Origin of the sequence: Vagococcus vulneris, from assembly GCF_003950515.1 — a bacterium.
GTDB lineage: Bacteria > Bacillota > Bacilli > Lactobacillales > Vagococcaceae > Vagococcus > Vagococcus vulneris.
Map to the genome: position 1 here is coordinate 1 of NZ_NGJS01000013.1, position 17,835 is coordinate 17,835.

A 17,835-nucleotide genomic window follows, 5' to 3' on the forward strand; every position below is an offset into this window, starting at 1 on the left:
CTTTCGCTAAAAAACGAACTGAACGTCCAGTTTGATTAAGTTCTACAATCATTTGTTTAAAATCTTCTTCGTATCGGGTCATAAAAAATCATCCTCTCGTAGATAAGTTTAATATATTCTTGTCTCTACGAAAAGTTGTCTAAGATTTGATACTAACACCATTTTGCATGAATTCAACAGAGAAAATTTGTGACATCTTTTAATGTGAGTTTAGAAATCTCTTTGGCTTTTCAGTATATAATGAGATTAAACGATGGATAAAAATTCTTACTTAAATAATGGTTATTATAAGAAATTAATTTTTTGTTTTAATCTATGAAACAAAAATATTTAAATAACTAAATTACTTATTATGGAGTTTTTTTACATATAAAAACCTTTAGCGTGAACTAAAGGTAAAAAAAATAAGTATTTAATTATAAAGTAAAGATGCTAAGATATACAGTAACCAAATGTGCACTGGATAGAAAATGTAAAAGAAATATTTCATACTTCTACCTTTTTCGCCATTATACAACAATATCGGAATAACAGAAAAAACCATCATCCATTGAGTATTATTTGTAAATGCTCCAGCAGGATCTTGTATAAAAAATAAAAACGCTACAATAGCTATTACAAAACACTGCCATAGTTTGTTTTTCCTAAGCAAATACATAATAGGTATTAAATAAATCACTATATTATTTTCAGCAAATAAAGTCATCGGAATAAATCTTGCTAAAATTACGAATAGCATGTTACCACTAGATAAACCGATTAATGGAATAATTGACAACACTAGCGGAGCTACTAAACATAATAATCCCATTAATAATTGACTAATTTTCTTGTTATTTTTAAATTCTGATAAAAAGTCAATACCATACATTGCTAAAACTCCAATAAATAAGTCTGTAAAAATATTATTCATTAAGCCTATTTGCCCTAATTTAAAGAAATGTTGAACTATTGTTGAACCAATATTCATCACCCAAAAACCAAGTAATAATCTAAATAAATATTTGTTTTTATTTCTTGTATGGCTAAAACCTTCTACACTAACAAAGAAAAATAATGTTGCTACAGGTCTACCGAACCAGTCTAACCAATCAGGTGTCCCCATAATAGAAAACATTTCGTGGATATGATCAACAAACATTAAAACTATACCAATTATCTTTAAATCAAAAATTGTTAAATTCCTTTTTTTTATTACTTCCATTTTTCTCCCCTACATTTATAAATACTAAAATTATTATATAAACATCATAACAAAAAAATAACTAATTAGAATAAGTCTTAAGACCTATCTTGTAGTTTAGTTATATAACATCATTGTCGTATTTACTTTTAAAAACCAATATTTGCTAATATTATTAGAATATTTTGAAGAACCTTTAATCAAAAATTTTGATAATTTGTTCTTGTTTTATATATGGTTAGTTATAGTATGAGTAATTAAAACGTATTTACAATAAAAAAAAGATATATTAAACTTAATTGATGTTATTTTTTATTTTGGAGGAGATTTATATGACTAATTTTTTTGTACTTACTTTTTTTATTTCAATAATTTGTTTGGTATTTTTTTTAGTAAAAGCAAAGTTTAGAACAAAAAAATATATTTTAGGAGCGATATTAGGGATATTTTTTTCTTTTATTTTAATTGGGATTACAGCATCTTCGGAGGCTAAAGCAGAAGCTGAGAAAAAAGCAAAAGAAGAGCAAGTTGTAAAAGAAAAAGCAGAAGCTGAGAAAAAAGCAAAAGAAGAACAAGAGGCTAAAGAAAAGGCAGAAGCTGAGAAAAAAGCAAAAGAAGAACAAGAGGCTAAAGAAAAGGCAGAAGCTGAGAAAAAAGCAAAAGAAGAACAAGAAGCTAAGGAAAAGGCAGAAGCTGAGAAAAAAGCAAAAGAAGAACAAGAAGCTAAGGAAAAGGCGGAAGCTGAGAAAAGACAAAGAGAAGAACAAGAAGCTAAGGAAAAGGCAGAAGCTGAGAAAAGACAAAGAGAAGAACAAGAAGCAGCTCTTGCTGCACAAAATCAAGCAAGACAACAAGCTACTCAAAATAATAAAGCAAATGACGGAGTAACAGGATATTGTAAAGATGGAGCTGTAGCTACTGGTAATCCTAGTGCTAGGGGAAGAGCAAATAGTTGCTATGGACATGGTGGTTGGGTTCGTTAATAATGAATAAAAAGTATGCAATGATAGGTGTCATTTTAACATTATTATTAATTATTCTTTTGACTAATAGTTCTATAAAAAGCTTTAGAGAAAACGATAAAAATCCAAAAGTAGTTTTAGAAAATATTTCTAAAAACAAAAGAGGAATATATATATTTGGTTTTGAAGATTGTCCATGGTGTCAACAATTATACCCTGTGTTAGACAAAGTACTAAGTGAGTATAATGAAAAAGCATACTATGTTGATACACATAAGGAAAATTTTACAGGACAGGACAGAGAAAATTTAAAAAAATATATGCATGAAAAAACAAAATTTGATGATACAGTAGTTCCTCTCATTGTAATGATTAGTGAAGATGGAACATATCAATATCATGTAGGCACGTTAGAAGGACATGACGCACCAAAAGAACAGTTGACTGTATCTCAAGAAAATGAACTAAAAAATAATTTAAAAAATATGATTCTTAAATATAAAAAGAATAAATAATTATTTAACAGGTTAGTTTACATAGCTCTGGTAATACCGGGTGAAAAAGGCTCTCAGAAAACATTCTGAGAGCCTTTAATAATTATTAGGTTAAACATACAACTCAATATCCATAAAGAACGGTATTATATGAAAATAGGGCTAAGGTCGCATTAATATACAATACAGTTTTTGTTATACTTTCTAAGTAAAAAAATAAAAAGGATGTTGTATATTAATGATTGAATCTACAAATAAAAAAGGATTATCTAGTTTTAGTTTAAAAATCATTGCCATTATTTTTATGACAATTGATCATGTCAATAGTTACTTGACCGAATTTTTACATTTGCCTCTATGGATATCTCTACTTGGTAGATTTGTTGCTCCATTGTTTGTCTTTTTTTTAGTTGAAGGCTACTTTTATACAAAAAATAAAATGAAATATTTTAGTCGTTTATTTGTTGGTGGAATATTGATGACAGCTATTAATATATGTCATAATCTTTTAACCAAGAGTAATTTTGATAATCCTGTTACTGGTGAATTTGATGTGATAAGTATACTGCAAGGACAGAATATTTTTATGACATTAGCTTTTATCTTTCTATTTATTTGGAGTATTGACTCGATACGTAGTAAAAAATTATCTATTCCCCAAATTATTTTACATATTTTGGGTATTATACTATTAATTCCAATAATACTAATGAATGAAGGAGGTCCCTATGAAATTATTGTTGCTTTAATATTTTATTTTTTCAGAGGCAATTTTAAAAAAATAGTCATAAGCATGACAATCTTTTGTTCATTGCTATTAGGTAAAACATTATTTACTTATTTTACAATTCCCGCAGTTGGAACGCTTTATCAATTGTTAACTTTTAGTAATGAGTTCATGATGATTAGCGTTCTACCATTTATTTATTTATATAATGGAAAAAGAGGTGGGTCTGGCAAAAAGTGGGAAAAGAATTTATTTTACTATTTTTATCCAATTCATTTAATAATTATCTACGTATTAAGAGATCTTTTTCTAGGAGTTTTTTAATCATTTTGAATTACTGTTAATTCTAACTAGACAACAAGGTGTACTTACATGTCACTTTAAATAATCTCATCAGTAAAATTTCTGTAAATATCTAAGATAGTGTTTTTTTATTTATAGTATTTTTTATTGAATAGCTTGATAGTAGGTTAAAATTAAGGGAGTTAGGCTGCCCGTTAATATATTATAGAGAGACAAAAGACCATTAGCGAGTCGGCTAGTGGTCTTTTGTTTTAACTTGGAATTTTTTTATTATCTTACTATACCATCATGATGAAGTTATAATAAGTATCTCAACTTTTGTCGTTAGCAGAATCTTTTGATTGTTTCGATTTTATTCTAAATAGGTATTTTTTTAAAGTATCCGCAAATTTTCAGTGGCTAATAATAAAAAATCCTAGATATTTTTTCCTCTTTAGATTTTAAGCTATGTAATGAACGAAAATACTGCTGGTTATTACTATTTAAATACCTAATATCAAAAGAAAGGCAGTAGTAAAGAATCAAATATTATTTAAAATAATTTTACTATCTTCAACGTGTTTTTTTTCTGTTGTGGGGCTCCCAGTCGCACCTGTCGTAATTAAAAGGTATTCATTTCCTTTAACATTCGATAAGCTAATTAAACATTGACCTGCATCTTTAGTATATCCAGTTTTTCCTCCTATTATTTCCCCACTGTCTAGTTTGATTTCGGATTGATCAATGTCTAAAATAGTACTATTTAAGGTATAACCTTCTGGGTTAAAATCCGTAGGTTCAGTTGTATAAGAAAGAGTAGACATTAATTTTTTAAAAAATGGATTTTTTAAAGCTTTTTTCATGAAAGTATGTAAATCTGAAATTGTTGAATAGTTATTAAACGTATCCAATCCAGTCGCGTTTGTGAAATTAGTTTTTGTCATATTCATTGTTGTAGCGTAGTGATTCATCTTTTTGACAAATTTTTTTTCATTACCTGATAAAACAATAGCAGCTGTTAATGCTGCATCACCACCAGAGGGGAGAACAATTGAATATGATAAGTCTCGTAACGTTATGTTATCATTTGGTAAAATACCAGATAGTGCAGCACCTTCTTTATTCATAGTTTCGATTGTATCTTCAGTAATACTTACTTTTTCATTTAAGTTGGATGTTTCATTGATTAATATATACACTGTCATTAATTTTGTTAGAGATGCAATTTTAACTTTTTTGTTTATATTTTTTTGCAAAATAACAGTATTACTTGATAGGTTATCTAACAAAAACTCAGAACTATCAACAGAAAGTGTGGAAATTAAATCTTTTTTTGAATTTTTTGAAAGTTTAAGACCTACAAGAGAACTAATCATTAATACCATGACCAGTATTATTACACTTATTCGTATAATTTTTTTCATATAATCACTCCTTGTTTTTTATTGATTATAATAAAAATTCAAAGAATGATTATATAGATAATCTTTTTATTTTCTTATTATTTCTTAAGAAAAGATATTATTTATTATATTTTTTTGGAAGTGATATTTTAAAACGAATAACATCACTATCAGTTGCAACTGATATATCACCATGATGAGCCTCAATAATTTCTTTCGCAATAGAAAGTCCTAGTCCTGACCCACCAGTTTTGGAGGAACGGGAGCTGTCAAAACGATAGAACTTTTCAAAAATATCATTAAGATTATTTATTGATAGATAATCGCTATGATTAGTCAATATAATCGTTGCCAAATTATCATTGGCTATCAATTTTAAGGTAATTGAACTATTCTCCCTACCATATGCGATAGCATTTTTAAGCAAATTGTTAAAAACGCGCACTAACTTTGAAGGATCCCCCACCATTTTATATGAATCTGGCAAGTCTAATAACAATTGTTGTTGTTTTTCTTTCAGAAGTGGGTAGAATTCTTCGCCAATTTGTTTGAAGAGCAGAACTAAATCAAAGTCTTGAGAATCAATTGTGATGTTATAAAAGCTAAATCTTGTTATGTCAGACAGCTCATCTGTCAAATAATCTAATCTATTAGCTTTATCAAGAATAGTATTAAGATATTTGATCCTCATGTCAGGAGTTAAGTCTGGACTTTCAATTAGCAAACTAAGGTATCCAATTATCGATGCTAAAGGAGTCTTTAAATCATGAGCTAAATATGTGATAAGATCCTTATTTTTTTGAATTTCTTGATTATAAGACTGTTTATTATCTTGATTTATTATTTTTAACTTATCCAATCCGTTTTTTATCTCGAGATATTCATCTGGAATTTTTGGATCGTCTTCGTCAAAATAACTAGCTATTATTTCAGAAATAATTGATATATTTTTTTTAATAATTATTTTAGAAATAATATAACTTAGTAACGCTATAATAATGACACTAATAAGAATTAATGAAATTACAAATGTTTTAAACTTAGTCCAATCTATATAACTTGATTCAATTCCATTATTATTCTGGAATACAATAAAAGATTGACTGACTACTTTGCCTAGTTGCTCACCTAGAAAGCTTTTAGTAGCAATAAAATAGATAATGATAAGAGTTACACATAAAATAATCAAAATCTTAACGAAATCTTGTTTTATACGACTAATCAATTTTATATCCCACTCCCCATACTGTTTTAATGTAGTTTGGTTTATCACCGATGTCATTCATTTTTTCTCTTAAGTGTCTAATATGAACCATGATAGTATTATTAGATGCTGAGTAATATTTTTCTTGCCATACCATTTTAAATATATTTTCTGAAGATACCACATTACCAATATTTTCTAATAATAACTTTAAAATAGAGAATTCTTTAGGTGTTAAATCTAGTATTTTATTATTAAACATCGCTTGGTGTTTTTCTATATTCAATTCTAGCTCCTTGAAGTATAAGACATTTTGATGTCTAGGATTATATTGATTAAATCTTCTTAATTGGGCTTTAACTCTAGCAATTACTTCTAAAGGCTTAAAAGGTTTAGTTATGTAGTCATCTGCACCAAAGTTCAATCCTGTTATCTTATCGATGTCCTCTCCCTTGGCAGTTAACATAATTACTGGATATGATTCTTTTTTTCTTATGAGAGAAAGAAGTGTTAAACCATCAACTTTAGGTAGCATAATATCTAGTATAGCTAAATCAAATTTTTGTGATAATATGGCTTCTTTAGCTACTAAACCATCATCTATACTTAAAACCTTAAATCCTTCATTTTCTAAATAAAGAGTTATTAATTCACGTATATCTTGATCATCTTCTACAAGTAGAATAGTAGTTTCCATATATTTACCTCCGTTATTTTATATGAATACAAGTATCTGTTTTTTGTGACTGCTTTATAATCGCTTAAATATTGATTGACATATTTTTTGACAGTAAAGTTTGGAAGAAGCGTTCTTTTATGGTGTTAAAAAAATCCATATAAAAGTTAAAAAATTATCTTAACTATAAAACAGACTCAAAAATATAGGCAGGATAACATGATTCCTCATTTAATTATAACAAGTTCAATTATTTTTTGAAATAGATGATTCAATCATATATAACACCAGTAAATACTTGAATAATTTTATTGAAAAAGGTAATCGTTTTATTAAGAAAAGATGCTGTATATAAAAATAATTAAAGATATTGAAACTATAAATATCTTATATAAAAAATTAAATTACATTTGTTGAAAGACTACCGAAAAATTAACAGGTAGAAAAGCAATAGATATTAAAAATACTCCAAATGATATTTATTTTGTTGATCCAGTAACGTCATCGCAACGAGTCTTTATTTATGAATGAATCTACACAAGATATTATCAATTATAATGTTCTTGTGATGGGCTTAATATATGTAATTGATTTAAGTTATATATATTAAAGAGATTATATGCCTACTTATCCCGTGAATAAAGAATATAGGATTTTAGATAACATTTCGGAAGTAGATGCCTTTGATAAATTCAAACTTTTAATAGATTATAGCTTTAAATTAACTACCTAAAATCTGAACCATTCGTTTTGTAGCGAGTTTTAAAAGCGAGACTTTTTCGAAGTAGAGAGGCTTTTTTTTCGACTCGTTTTCTTACACCTTTCTCATATATAAGCGTACACTACAAATAAAAGGAAAAATTTTCAGTGTTTAGAGGTATTTTAAATGAATAGAAAAACGTCAATATCAAAAGTTAAAACAACCGAGATGATATAAATTCTTTTATCGCAAAGATAATCCATGACGAATGGAAATAGGCTGTAAAGTACTCGATTGATCGAGCACATTACAGCCTGGTGTACTTTTTTGACTTATTAATATTAACCGGAGCAAGCCAAATAGTACTTATTCTTCTTATGATAAGCGGTGAATATCAATGATAGTGCCGGTATATGCATCAGCCACAAATTCGTACTGTGCTAATTCGCCGTCTTCAATTCGTGAGATGCCGCCTGTATAGACTTTCGTTTTAATAGCAAATTTTTGAGAGGGTTCCTTTTTAAAATGAATCCAAGACCCTTCAATCGGTCCCTCTTGTAAAAAGGCTGATTTAACGATTTCTAGTATATCATCTGCTGATAATGTTTTATTTTTTTTATACCAATACGTTGCTAACGCACCTGTGATAATTCCAGTTGTTATACCGATTCCTATTCCAGTTGACAAACCTTTTGAGTAGAAATCCTTAGCATTTTTTTTGTTATGATGATTCATATCGCTACCTCCTAAGGCATAGATGTTTTAAATTTATTGTAGCACAAAACATAAAAATTAATAGTAAAATGTTATCTACAGTTATCTTCAAGATGGTTAAGGATCTGAAAGATAACTGTTCAAAAGCAATAAAAAATTATGTTATACTATATAAGTAGAAAGTGAGGTGTTACCTGCTAATAATTAGCGGGATAATCATGGATGATAAATTATTTCAACGCATTAAACAATTAACTGAAATTCAAAGTGTCAGTGGCAATGAGGACAACATGCGTCAATTGATGGCTAAAGAAATGACACCATTGGTTGATAGAGTTGAATATGACGGCTTAGGTGGCGTGTTCGGTGTTAAGAAAAGTAAGGAAGAAGATGCACCTCGTATTATGTTGGCATCTCACATGGATGAAGTTGGGTTCATGGTGTCTCAAATTTTAGATAATGGTCTATTCAGAGTGGTTCCTCTAGGTGGATGGAATCCATATGTTGTGTCAGCACAGCGATTTACTGTACAGACTAAAAAAGGTGATTTTCCAGCAGTATCTTCTTCAATTCCACCTCATTTATTACGTGGGACTGCTGGACAGAAAGCATTGGATATTTCAGAAGTACTGTTTGATGCCGGATTTGAATCAAAAGCCGAAGCTGAAAGCTATGGCTTAAGGCCAGGGGATACAGTCGTACCGGATGTTGAAACAATCAAAACAGCTAACGGTAAACGCATCATTAGTAAAGCATGGGACAATCGCTATGGTTGTACTTTGGTACTAGATGTGTTAGAAACTCTGAAGGGACAAAATCTACCTAATACATTAATTGCGGGTGCTAATGTCCAAGAAGAGGTTGGACTCCGGGGTGCCCGGGTGTCGACAAATAAATTCAAACCAGATTTATTCTTTGCTGTTGACTGTTCTCCAGCGAATGATCTTGATGGAAAAAAAGATGCTAATGGTCGTTTAGATGGCGGATTCTTATTACGTATCTATGATCCAGGAATGATCATGCTGCGTCGCATGCGTGAATTTATTCTTGAAACGGCAGAAGATAATAATATTCCTTATCAATATTTTGTATCTAAAGGTGGCACAGATGCTGGTGCAGCTCATTTAGCTAATGATGGTATTCCGAGTGCAGTCATTGGTGTGCCTGGTCGTTATATTCACACACATCAGACAATGTTTAGTGTGAAAGATTATGAAGCAGCAAAAGCAATGGTATTAAAATTGTTGACATCATTAGATAAAAAAACAGTAGATACTATTATATACGGAAAGTAAGGTGTGCTAATGATTATACCTAAGAGCTATGAAGAATTAGCTGGATTTGTAGAGAAAGGTAAAACAATGCTCTTCTTTACAGCTGATTGGTGTGGAGACTGTGTATTTATTAAACCAAGCATGCCAGAAATCGAAGCTGATTTTCCTGAATATCAATTTGTTCAAGTTGACCGAGATGGATTTATTGATATTTGTCAAAAGTGGGATATCTTTGGAATTCCAAGTTTTGTTGCAATTGATGATGGACAGGAATTAGGTCGATTTGTTAGTAAAAATAGAAAAACTAAAAAAGAAATAGAAGAGTTTATAACATCACTGTAAGTGACATTTGAGAGGGGTTAGTAACATGGAATCACAAGAATATCAATCAATATTAGTAGGAACAGACGGAAGCGATCAAGCCAAGTTAGCGTTTAAAAAAGCAATTGCTGTTGCGCAGCGTAATAACGCAAAAGTGATTGTTGCTCACATCTTGGAGAATAGAATGTATAGTGGCAATATGGCGTATTCTACGTTTACACCTGACGTTGTTCAAGATGAAGCTGACCAAGCGAAAGCATTATTAAATGACTACAAAGAATTAGCAACTAAAATGGGCTATGATAATGTCGAAACAATTCTTGAATTCGGTTCTCCCAAAACAATGATGTCAGTCGAATTACCTGAAAAATATCATACGGACTTAATTATGGTTGGTCAATCAGGTTTAAATGCTGTTGAACGTTTAGTTATGGGGAGTGTGAGTGATCACATCATTCGTACAGCACCGTGTGATGTACTTGTAGTTAGACCAGAAGAATAGAAGTTTTAGGGGAGTAAGTATGCTGTAAAAATACTTACTTTCTTTTATGTTTAAATATGAAAGGAATAGTAGAAAATGATTATTAGTTATAATTTAAATGCAGTCGGAGATGTTCTGTTAGTCGTTGTCGGCAATGGAGAGGGAAAAGAAATCAAGACTGAGAGAAAAGGACATGTTGTCAAAATCAGCGACAGCCAAACTGATGAATTATTGGGTTGGAATATTTTCGATGCATCTAATGTCATAACAGATTTAACAGGAGTTGGACAAATTCATCTCACTGACGAACAGGATGCAGAATTAAAACAAGCAATTAAAGATGCTGGTTTTAATGATACGATAGTTATTGACGATACCCCAAAATTTGTTGTGGGTTATGTTAAGACGTGTGTTCCTCATCCTGACTCAAATCACTTAAGTATTACTGAGACAGAAGTGGGCAATGGCGAAACATTGCAGATTGTCTGTGGAGCCCCCAACATCAGAGCAGGTTTAAAGGTTGTTGTAGCCAAGGTTGGTGCAATGATGCCGGATGGTCTGATTATCTGGCCTGGCGAACTGCGAGGAGAAGCAAGTTTTGGAATGATTTGTTCTGCGAAGGAATTAAATCTGTCTAATGCGCCAACCAAAAAAGGTATCTTAGAGCTGCCTGCTGACGAGCAGATAGGCCGTGAGTTTCAAGTCGGTATCTAAAGATTATCCAAATGTTATGTGTAATTGATTGTTGTTTTTACTACTTTCTTGTAGAATAGGAACTACCTTAATAGAAATAGGAGGCGAGTGTAATGAGTTTTACAGATGAAACAGTCCGTTTTGATTTTAATGATAATAAAAAAGAAGTCAGCGAAACATTAGCAATTGTCTATCAAGCCTTAAAGGAAAAAGGGTATAACCCGATTAACCAAATCGTTGGTTATCTTTTATCAGGCGATCCTGCCTACATTCCTCGTTATCAAGATGCACGTAATTTAATTCGTCGTCATGAACGCGATGAAATTATGGAAGAATTAGTTAAAGAATATTTAAATCATAATGGTATCGATACATTATGAGAAAAATGGGATTAGACGTTGGATCGCGGACAGTCGGTGTTGCTGTCAGCGATCCGATGGGATGGACTGCCCAAGGTGTTGAGATTATTAAAATTAATGAAGACCTTAGTGAGTTCGGGTTAGACCGTGTGGCGGAATTAGTCAAAGAGTACGGTGTGACTGAATTTGTTGTTGGATTACCTAAAAATATGAATAACAGTATTGGACCACGTGCTGAAGCTTCGATGACCTACGGAGACATGCTGATTGAACGTTTTGGTTTTCCAGTTGTCTATCAAGACGAGCGTTTAACAACCGTTCAAGCAGAACGAATGCTTGTTGAACAGGCTAATACATCACGGGCTAAGCGGAAAAAAGTAATTGATAAGCTAGCAGCTGTCATGATTTTACAAAATTATTTAGATAAAAATTTTTAACAGGCTTTTTTTACTGATTTTAGGTATAATATGTCTGTCTTAGAATGATAATAGAAAAGAGGATGCACTAATGGCACATGAACATAACCATGATCACGATCACGACCAAGAAGATTTAATTACTTTAATTGATGATGAAGGAAACGAAGTCTTATTCCGTATTCATCTAACAATTGACGGACAAGAGCAATTCGGTAAAGATTATGTTTTACTGTATGATGCAAGTACACCTGAAGGTGAAGAAGTTGAGTTATTAGCTTATGCTTATGAGCAAGCTGATGGCGATGCTGAAGGTCAATTAATGGAAGTTGAAACTGAAGAAGAATGGAATATGATTGAAGAAGTATTCAATGCTTTTGAAGACGAAGACAGTCAAGAATAATATTGTTAAAGACTGAATCTGCATTAGCGGGTTCAGTCTTTTTTTTCAAAGAATTGTTATTTTTATTTGGTTAAGGGATAATAAAACTATAAAAGGGGAGGCGATTAGATGTCTGAAAAGAAGAGAATGCTGATTGTTACAGCTGTTCTGATTAGCTTATTTGTATTAGGTGCTTTTATAGTGCCGAATAAGCTTAATTGGCTTAATTTGATAGTCATTCTGATTTGTTATCCAGCGTCTTTCTACATGATGAAACATCGTGTCAATAAAATCAGCACGATGTTTGATTTAGCAGATCAATTAGGTATTTCAACGAGTGAACTTAGCCGTGTAACGGGCATCGGAACAATTGATTTAGATTGTGCTAGGCCTGTTACTGTAAATAGTTATGTACCGCCGATGAAACAGGTGGAAAAGGGTCTTGATTATTTATATGATAAGGTAGCAAAGACTGAGATTAGTGTGGAAAAATAAAAAGTCTCGTGACAACAGTTAACTGATAATTGATGTCGTGAGGCTTATTTATTTTTAAAGAGTCATAAGATATTGCTGAATTTTTACCGGTATGCGATTTTTTTAGCCTTTTCTGTATTGGCAAAATGCAGTTTAGCATATTTATTTAGTAAATCCATTCCGCCGCGTTTTAAAATTTTAGCAGCAGCCTGGTCTGATTTGACTCCGGCACCCGAAGGAACTGTAAAACCGAGTTCGCGGCTTGCTTGGTCGAGTGCATCAAGAAAAGCTGACCGACAAATAATTGAAGCTGCCGCAACGGCTAAGTGATATTGCTCGCCTTTTGTTTTGAAGTAAAGCAGTTCAGTGACGGGGTTTTTTTCTCGTTTTAAATAATTCAGATAATTTTTTTCAGTCGTAAACTGGTCGATTAAAATCGCTTGAGGAACTTCGGGCTTAATTTTTTGCGATAAGAGGTAGATCACTTGATTATGCAAAGCAACTTTCATGCGATTGACATTGTAGTCAGGCTGAATGTGATTATACTTATCAGGCGTTACAGTTAATTCTTGGTAAGGTAAAAATAATTTTAATTCTTTTGCTATTTGACGAATGGTCGTATCAGTCAGCATTTTAGAATCTTTAACACCTAGTTCTTTAAGCAGCGGAATCTGCTCTTTAGTGACATAAGTAGCGCAGACAACAACTGGACCTAAATAACTGCCGTTGCCGACTTCATCGCTACCAATCACCGACCATTCAGCAAAGTCAGAGGGTAAAGTACTGGAGTCTGTGGTTGATTGTTTAGTTGAAACTTTATTTGGAGAGGTATTTTTGTGTCCCCAAGCAGCAGCCTCTTGTTCTGATTTTATTCCTTGGAATAGAACTTTTCCAGATTCATAAGCTGTAATAGTTACACCTGGCAGTTTGGCTGAAAATATTGCGTAAGGTGGTGTTTTCACAAGTACATGATGATAATTTTTTTTCATTGTGTTAATTATTTCTTTTGATAGTTTTAATGTAATTGATTGTGTCATTGGTTTATTTTGCTCCTTTAGTCGTTAGGTTTAGTATACCAATATTTTATTAATTTGACTTAGTAAAAAATGATAAAATTGTCAATCGTCAAAAAGTTAGATATAATTAGACTGAGTTTGTCCGGAGTTTTTTTTCGTAGGGGGGACATGAGGAAAATGACTGAAGAAAAAATCAGATACAAAGCTTCGATTGCCGGCAAGAACTACACGATTATCGGTAAAGAATCTCATGCACATATGGATCTAGTTAGTGAGTTGGCAAATGAACAGTTGGCAGCTATTAAAGAAAGCGCACCATCTATTTCAGCTGAACAAGCCTCTGTTTTATTAGCGATTAATACATTATCAGTTCAAGTAAAGTTGCAAGAAAAAATCATTCAATTAGAAGATGAAATCAAACGTCTAAAAACAGAAGCAGCGAATGCTGAAGATTTAGAGAGTCGTTTAGATGAACTACAAAAAAATGAAAAAGAATTGCGTAAAAATTTATCAAATGAAAAACGGGAACTTAGTAAAGAAGAGATGCAGCATCAAATAGAAGTGCAAAAATTATTAAATCAGCAAGTTAAAGAGAAAATTCAAAAAAATAATCATAAAAAACTACAAAATCACGGGAAGAAATAACCGGAGTAAGGTTGAGGCTATGTTAACACTATTTATTTTAATATTTATTGGAACTGGTTTTTATGTTGGTTACCAGCGCGGGTTGGCGTTGCAGTTGGTTTATACAGGTGGATATTTTATATCCTTTCTCGCAGCTAAAGCAAATTATTTGTCATTAGGTCGTAAATTGACCCTTTTAATTCCTTATCCGGCACCTACAGAGGAAACTAAATTGGTCTTTTTCAATAAAAATCTTGTATTTGAAATGGATAAGGCATTCTATGCAGCTTTTGCCTTTGTTGCCATTCTATTTATCGGTTGGGCGGTAACACGTTTTATTGGTATATTCTTTTATAAGTTATCATTTACAGCATTATTAAGCCGAGACAATGATTTGTTTGGTGGAATTTTAAATACAATTATTGTTATTATAGGATTAACTATTTTTCTGACAATGATGGCGATGATTCCTATCCCTTATATTCAACAATTATTTCAAAAAAGCGGTCCCGCTCGATTACTCGTTGAGCACACACCGATTATTTCTAAGCAGCTCACCCATTGGTGGATTACCAAAACAATCATGTAAAAGGGCCGTTTCTGGTTCTTTTTCTTTATGTATATAATAACGCGTAGGAAGGCGTGGTTAAATGAATCGAAAAATTAGTCAAACATTAGAGTTTGATAAAGTGAAACAAGAATTAATGCGATTTATTGTGACAAAATCTGGCGAAGAGCAATTACAACAGCTTGTACCCATGAGTCAATATGATAAAGTATCGGAAAATCTTTTAGAAACAGAGGATTCGTATAAAATATTACGGTTACGTGGAGGCATTCCTGTAGCAAAACTAGAAAATATTAAACCGCATATGAAACGAATAGACATTGGTGCTATGCTTAATGGAACAGAATTAGCTCAAGTAGGGCGTGTTCTTCGCACGGTTTTAGAAGTTCAAAAATTTTTTGATCAACTAGAAGATGATGATATTGAGCTGTATCGTTTATACGAATGGCATCAAAAGTTAGTCGCCTTGCCAGAAGTGACTAAACAGATTCAAATAGCAGTTGACGAGGATGGATATGTGACAGATGAAGCATCTGCGGAGTTAAAAGGTATCCGTCAAGCTATCCGTCGTTCGGAACAAGGAGTCAGAGAACAATTAGACAGTATCTTACGCAGCAGCAAATCTAATTATTTAAGTGATACAATTGTTACGATGCGTAACGACCGCTATGTTATCCCGGTAAAAAGCGAGTACCGGAGTCATTTTGGTGGTGTTGTTCATGACCAAAGTGCATCTGGTCAAACAGTTTTTGTAGAACCGAAACAAGTGGTTGAATTGAATAACAAATTACGTCAGCATCAGATTGCCGAACGTAAAGAAATCGATCGGATTTTAGCTGAATTATCCAATGAATTAATGCCGCATCGCCAAGATATATTACAAAATGCATTTGTCTTGGGAAAATTAGATTTTATTAATGCTAAGGCTTTATATGGCAAGCAGATTAAAGCAATTGTTCCTAATGTGAATGAAGAAAACTATGTCGACCTAAAACAAGCTAGACATCCGTTAATTAATCCAGAAAAGGTTGTCCCTAATGATATTATTATTGGACAAGAGTACCAGGCAATTGTTATCACAGGGCCGAATACCGGTGGTAAAACAATTACACTAAAAACATTGGGACTTCTTCAATTGATGGGACAGGCTGGTCTGCCGATACCTGCGGATGAAGAAAGTACCATTGGTGTTTTCTCGCAAATTTATGCTGATATTGGCGATGAACAATCCATCGAACAAAATTTAAGTACATTCTCATCACACATGACAAATATTGTGGATATTTTACGTCATATCGATAGTCGCAGTTTGGTTTTGTTTGATGAGTTGGGAGCGGGTACCGATCCGCAAGAAGGAGCTGCGTTAGCCATTTCGATTTTAGATGAAGTCGGTGCAGCTGGTACCTATGTTATGGCAACAACGCATTATCCTGAATTAAAAATTTATGGTTATAATCGTCCTAGTACAATCAACGCAAGTATGGAATTTGATGTGGATACATTGAGTCCTACATATCGGTTATTAATTGGAATTCCTGGTCGAAGCAATGCGTTCGATATTTCAAAACGTTTAGGTCTTGATTTGTCAGTTATTGATCGAGCTAAACAAATCATCGATGGTGAGAGCCAAGACTTAAATGAAATGATTTCAGATTTAGAAAATCAAAGAAAAATGACGGAAACAGAATATCTAGAGGTACGTCATTTTGTTGAGGAATCAGAGTTGCTACATCATGATTTGAAAGAGGCCTATCAAGTGTTCTTTACTGAGCGTGAACGTGAAATGGATAAAGCTAAAAAATCAGCCAATCAGTTAATTGCTGATGCAGAAAAAGAAGCTGAAAAAATAATCAATGATATCCGCCAATTGCAATTACGCAGTCAGAGCGACTCTAAGGTTAAAGAACATGAGCTAATTGACGCTAAGACTAAATTATCCAGTTTAAAACATGAAGAAGAAGTTCACTTAAAGAAAAATAAAGTATTGAAAAAAGCTAAAAAGAAAAAGCAGTTTAAAGCTGGGGATGATGTGCTTGTTGAAACATATGGGCAGCGTGGAAATTTGTTAAAGAAAGTCAGTAATGATTCATGGCAAGTACAGTTGGGTATTCTTAAAATGACTGTGTCAGAAGATGACATGGCAGTAATTGCTCCAGAGAAAGAAGCTCGCGTGCGAATAACCGGTGTGCGCAGTGATAGCGGTGGCAGTCGCCAAGCAGTTAAGACACAGTTGGATTTACGCGGTAAACGATATGAAGAAGCGGTAGCTGATTTAGACCAATATATCGATGCAGCCTTGTTGGCAGGTTACCCACAAGTCACAATCGTTCATGGTCGTGGTACAGGAGCCATTAAACAAGGAGTGCAAGAGTATCTGCGTAGTCATTCGCAAGTTAAAACATTTGAGTATGCACCGCCAAACCAAGGAGGAGATGGCGCGACAATCGCAACATTTAAATAACAGGCAGATTGTTAGCGAGTAAAATAAGTCTTTGGTATACTCTATTTATATAGAAGTCAGAAAGGCAGATGACAATAATGGTACAAGAAATAATGGATAGTAGCTTCGTAGAGGAAACAAGTAATGGTTTAGTATTAGTTGATTTTTGGGCACCTTGGTGTGGTCCTTGTAGTATGCAGTCGCCAATATTAGATAGCTTAGCTAAAGAATATGAAGACCGTGTAAAAATTGTGAAAATGAACGTAGATGATAATCCAAATACTGCTCAAGAGTTCGGAATCATGAGTATCCCGACGCTATTGATCAAAAAGGATGGAGAATTGGTCGAAAAACTTATTGGCGTTCATCAAAAAGCTCAATTAGAACAAGTTTTTAATAAATATTTATAAACAATAAAAAATCATTTAGCATAAGTATGTTG

The 17,835-nt window shown here is 32.5% G+C and carries 21 protein-coding genes; 15 read left to right on the forward strand and 6 right to left on the reverse strand.

Annotated elements, in window-relative coordinates:
* Positions 1 to 412: 412 nt before the first annotated feature.
* Positions 413 to 1,204: a TraX family protein gene (locus CBF37_RS08690; RefSeq protein ID WP_125984359.1), complete on the reverse strand. Its 792-nt coding sequence runs from the start codon at positions 1,202 to 1,204 to the stop codon at positions 413 to 415.
* Positions 1,205 to 1,485: 281 nt separating this feature from the next.
* Between CBF37_RS08690 and CBF37_RS08695 the strand changes: the two genes are divergently transcribed.
* From CBF37_RS08695 to CBF37_RS08705, 3 genes are all read left to right on the forward strand, one after another.
* On the forward strand, positions 1,486 to 2,166 hold the full coding sequence (locus CBF37_RS08695; protein ID WP_165866677.1) for a hypothetical protein: 681 nt from the start codon (positions 1,486 to 1,488) through the stop codon (positions 2,164 to 2,166).
* A 2-nt stretch (positions 2,167 to 2,168) separates the two neighbouring features.
* Positions 2,169 to 2,660 (forward strand): thioredoxin domain-containing protein, encoded by a 492-nt coding sequence (locus CBF37_RS08700; RefSeq protein WP_125984361.1) that lies wholly within the window; start codon positions 2,169 to 2,171, stop codon positions 2,658 to 2,660.
* Between the two features lie 217 nt (positions 2,661 to 2,877).
* Positions 2,878 to 3,690, forward strand: a complete 813-nt coding sequence (locus tag CBF37_RS08705; protein WP_125984362.1) for a TraX family protein — start codon at positions 2,878 to 2,880, stop codon at positions 3,688 to 3,690.
* Positions 3,691 to 4,190: 500 nt separating this feature from the next.
* On the opposite strand, the gene CBF37_RS08710 is transcribed toward CBF37_RS08705, so the two are convergent.
* The 4 genes from CBF37_RS08710 to CBF37_RS08725 form a co-directional block, all read right to left on the reverse strand.
* Positions 4,191 to 5,072 (reverse strand): D-alanyl-D-alanine carboxypeptidase family protein, encoded by an 882-nt coding sequence (locus CBF37_RS08710; RefSeq protein WP_125984363.1) that lies wholly within the window; start codon positions 5,070 to 5,072, stop codon positions 4,191 to 4,193.
* Positions 5,073 to 5,169: 97 nt separating this feature from the next.
* Entirely contained in the window at positions 5,170 to 6,333 is a 1,164-nt protein-coding gene (locus tag CBF37_RS08715) for a sensor histidine kinase (RefSeq protein WP_125984364.1), read from the reverse strand.
* Positions 6,269 to 6,952: a response regulator transcription factor gene (locus CBF37_RS08720; RefSeq protein ID WP_125984365.1), complete on the reverse strand. Its 684-nt coding sequence runs from the start codon at positions 6,950 to 6,952 to the stop codon at positions 6,269 to 6,271. Before CBF37_RS08720 ends, CBF37_RS08715 begins: the two co-directional genes overlap by 65 nt.
* A gap of 1,054 nt (positions 6,953 to 8,006) precedes the next feature.
* A complete protein-coding gene (locus CBF37_RS08725) occupies positions 8,007 to 8,366 on the reverse strand; it encodes a PepSY domain-containing protein (protein WP_125984366.1) in 360 nt (119 codons plus the stop codon).
* A gap of 197 nt (positions 8,367 to 8,563) precedes the next feature.
* Here CBF37_RS08725 and pepA point away from each other — a divergent pair, with 197 nt between their 5' ends.
* The 8 genes from pepA (at position 8,564) to CBF37_RS08765 (ending at position 12,766) form a co-directional block, all read left to right on the forward strand.
* Positions 8,564 to 9,640: a glutamyl aminopeptidase gene (gene pepA, locus CBF37_RS08730; protein ID WP_125984367.1), complete on the forward strand. Its 1,077-nt coding sequence runs from the start codon at positions 8,564 to 8,566 to the stop codon at positions 9,638 to 9,640.
* Positions 9,641 to 9,649: 9 nt separating this feature from the next.
* The gene (locus CBF37_RS08735; protein WP_125984368.1) at positions 9,650 to 9,961 is read left to right on the forward strand and encodes a thioredoxin family protein; all 312 of its coding nucleotides are present in this window, start codon (positions 9,650 to 9,652) and stop codon (positions 9,959 to 9,961) included.
* Between the two features lie 25 nt (positions 9,962 to 9,986).
* On the forward strand, positions 9,987 to 10,442 hold the full coding sequence (locus CBF37_RS08740) for a universal stress protein (RefSeq protein WP_125984369.1): 456 nt from the start codon (positions 9,987 to 9,989) through the stop codon (positions 10,440 to 10,442).
* A gap of 75 nt (positions 10,443 to 10,517) precedes the next feature.
* A complete protein-coding gene (gene ytpR / locus CBF37_RS08745; protein ID WP_125984370.1) occupies positions 10,518 to 11,135 on the forward strand; it encodes a YtpR family tRNA-binding protein in 618 nt (205 codons plus the stop codon).
* Positions 11,136 to 11,227: 92 nt separating this feature from the next.
* Positions 11,228 to 11,494 carry an IreB family regulatory phosphoprotein gene (locus CBF37_RS08750; protein ID WP_125984371.1) on the forward strand — a complete coding sequence of 89 codons (267 nt, stop codon included), beginning with the start codon at positions 11,228 to 11,230 and terminating at the stop codon, positions 11,492 to 11,494.
* The gene (gene ruvX, locus CBF37_RS08755; RefSeq protein WP_125984372.1) at positions 11,491 to 11,910 is read left to right on the forward strand and encodes a Holliday junction resolvase RuvX; all 420 of its coding nucleotides are present in this window, start codon (positions 11,491 to 11,493) and stop codon (positions 11,908 to 11,910) included. The genes CBF37_RS08750 and ruvX overlap by 4 nt, the downstream gene beginning before the upstream one ends.
* 70 nt (positions 11,911 to 11,980) lie before the next feature.
* Positions 11,981 to 12,292 (forward strand): DUF1292 domain-containing protein, encoded by a 312-nt coding sequence (locus CBF37_RS08760; protein ID WP_125984373.1) that lies wholly within the window; start codon positions 11,981 to 11,983, stop codon positions 12,290 to 12,292.
* Positions 12,293 to 12,400: 108 nt separating this feature from the next.
* Complete coding sequence (locus CBF37_RS08765; protein WP_125984374.1) at positions 12,401 to 12,766, forward strand: hypothetical protein; 366 nt, start codon at positions 12,401 to 12,403, stop codon at positions 12,764 to 12,766.
* Positions 12,767 to 12,849: 83 nt separating this feature from the next.
* Here CBF37_RS08765 and rnhC read toward each other — a convergent pair whose 3' ends face one another.
* A complete protein-coding gene (rnhC, locus tag CBF37_RS08770) occupies positions 12,850 to 13,782 on the reverse strand; it encodes a ribonuclease HIII (RefSeq protein WP_125984375.1) in 933 nt (310 codons plus the stop codon).
* 156 nt (positions 13,783 to 13,938) lie between these two features.
* On the opposite strand from rnhC, the gene zapA reads away from it, so the two are divergent.
* From zapA to trxA, 4 genes are all read left to right on the forward strand, one after another.
* Positions 13,939 to 14,406: a cell division protein ZapA gene (zapA, locus tag CBF37_RS08775; protein WP_165866678.1), complete on the forward strand. Its 468-nt coding sequence runs from the start codon at positions 13,939 to 13,941 to the stop codon at positions 14,404 to 14,406.
* A 19-nt stretch (positions 14,407 to 14,425) separates the two neighbouring features.
* Positions 14,426 to 14,974 (forward strand): CvpA family protein, encoded by a 549-nt coding sequence (locus CBF37_RS08780; RefSeq protein ID WP_125984377.1) that lies wholly within the window; start codon positions 14,426 to 14,428, stop codon positions 14,972 to 14,974.
* Between the two features lie 61 nt (positions 14,975 to 15,035).
* Positions 15,036 to 17,414: an endonuclease MutS2 gene (locus tag CBF37_RS08785; RefSeq protein WP_125984378.1), complete on the forward strand. Its 2,379-nt coding sequence runs from the start codon at positions 15,036 to 15,038 to the stop codon at positions 17,412 to 17,414.
* A 77-nt stretch (positions 17,415 to 17,491) separates the two neighbouring features.
* A complete protein-coding gene (trxA, locus tag CBF37_RS08790) occupies positions 17,492 to 17,803 on the forward strand; it encodes a thioredoxin (RefSeq protein WP_125984379.1) in 312 nt (103 codons plus the stop codon).
* The last annotated feature ends 32 nt before the right edge of the window (positions 17,804 to 17,835 follow it).

Bases quoted from the DNA above. Each gene is read 5' to 3' on its own strand.
- CBF37_RS08690 (WP_125984359.1), bottom strand. From the start codon at position 1,204: ATGGAAGTAATAAAAAAAAGGAATTTAACAATTTTTGATTTAAAGATA.
- CBF37_RS08695 (WP_165866677.1), top strand. From the start codon at position 1,486: ATGTTATTTTTTATTTTGGAGGAGATTTATATGACTAATTTTTTTGTA.
- CBF37_RS08700 (WP_125984361.1), top strand. From the start codon at position 2,169: ATGAATAAAAAGTATGCAATGATAGGTGTCATTTTAACATTATTATTA.
- CBF37_RS08705 (WP_125984362.1), top strand. From the start codon at position 2,878: ATGATTGAATCTACAAATAAAAAAGGATTATCTAGTTTTAGTTTAAAA.
- CBF37_RS08710 (WP_125984363.1), bottom strand. From the start codon at position 5,072: ATGAAAAAAATTATACGAATAAGTGTAATAATACTGGTCATGGTATTA.
- CBF37_RS08715 (WP_125984364.1), bottom strand. From the start codon at position 6,333: ATGACATCGGTGATAAACCAAACTACATTAAAACAGTATGGGGAGTGG.
- CBF37_RS08720 (WP_125984365.1), bottom strand. From the start codon at position 6,952: ATGGAAACTACTATTCTACTTGTAGAAGATGATCAAGATATACGTGAA.
- CBF37_RS08725 (WP_125984366.1), bottom strand. From the start codon at position 8,366: ATGAATCATCATAACAAAAAAAATGCTAAGGATTTCTACTCAAAAGGT.
- pepA (WP_125984367.1), top strand. From the start codon at position 8,564: ATGGATGATAAATTATTTCAACGCATTAAACAATTAACTGAAATTCAA.
- CBF37_RS08735 (WP_125984368.1), top strand. From the start codon at position 9,650: ATGATTATACCTAAGAGCTATGAAGAATTAGCTGGATTTGTAGAGAAA.
- CBF37_RS08740 (WP_125984369.1), top strand. From the start codon at position 9,987: ATGGAATCACAAGAATATCAATCAATATTAGTAGGAACAGACGGAAGC.
- ytpR (WP_125984370.1), top strand. From the start codon at position 10,518: ATGATTATTAGTTATAATTTAAATGCAGTCGGAGATGTTCTGTTAGTC.
- CBF37_RS08750 (WP_125984371.1), top strand. From the start codon at position 11,228: ATGAGTTTTACAGATGAAACAGTCCGTTTTGATTTTAATGATAATAAA.
- ruvX (WP_125984372.1), top strand. From the start codon at position 11,491: ATGAGAAAAATGGGATTAGACGTTGGATCGCGGACAGTCGGTGTTGCT.
- CBF37_RS08760 (WP_125984373.1), top strand. From the start codon at position 11,981: ATGGCACATGAACATAACCATGATCACGATCACGACCAAGAAGATTTA.
- CBF37_RS08765 (WP_125984374.1), top strand. From the start codon at position 12,401: ATGTCTGAAAAGAAGAGAATGCTGATTGTTACAGCTGTTCTGATTAGC.
- rnhC (WP_125984375.1), bottom strand. From the start codon at position 13,782: ATGACACAATCAATTACATTAAAACTATCAAAAGAAATAATTAACACA.
- zapA (WP_165866678.1), top strand. From the start codon at position 13,939: ATGACTGAAGAAAAAATCAGATACAAAGCTTCGATTGCCGGCAAGAAC.
- CBF37_RS08780 (WP_125984377.1), top strand. From the start codon at position 14,426: ATGTTAACACTATTTATTTTAATATTTATTGGAACTGGTTTTTATGTT.
- CBF37_RS08785 (WP_125984378.1), top strand. From the start codon at position 15,036: ATGAATCGAAAAATTAGTCAAACATTAGAGTTTGATAAAGTGAAACAA.
- trxA (WP_125984379.1), top strand. From the start codon at position 17,492: ATGGTACAAGAAATAATGGATAGTAGCTTCGTAGAGGAAACAAGTAAT.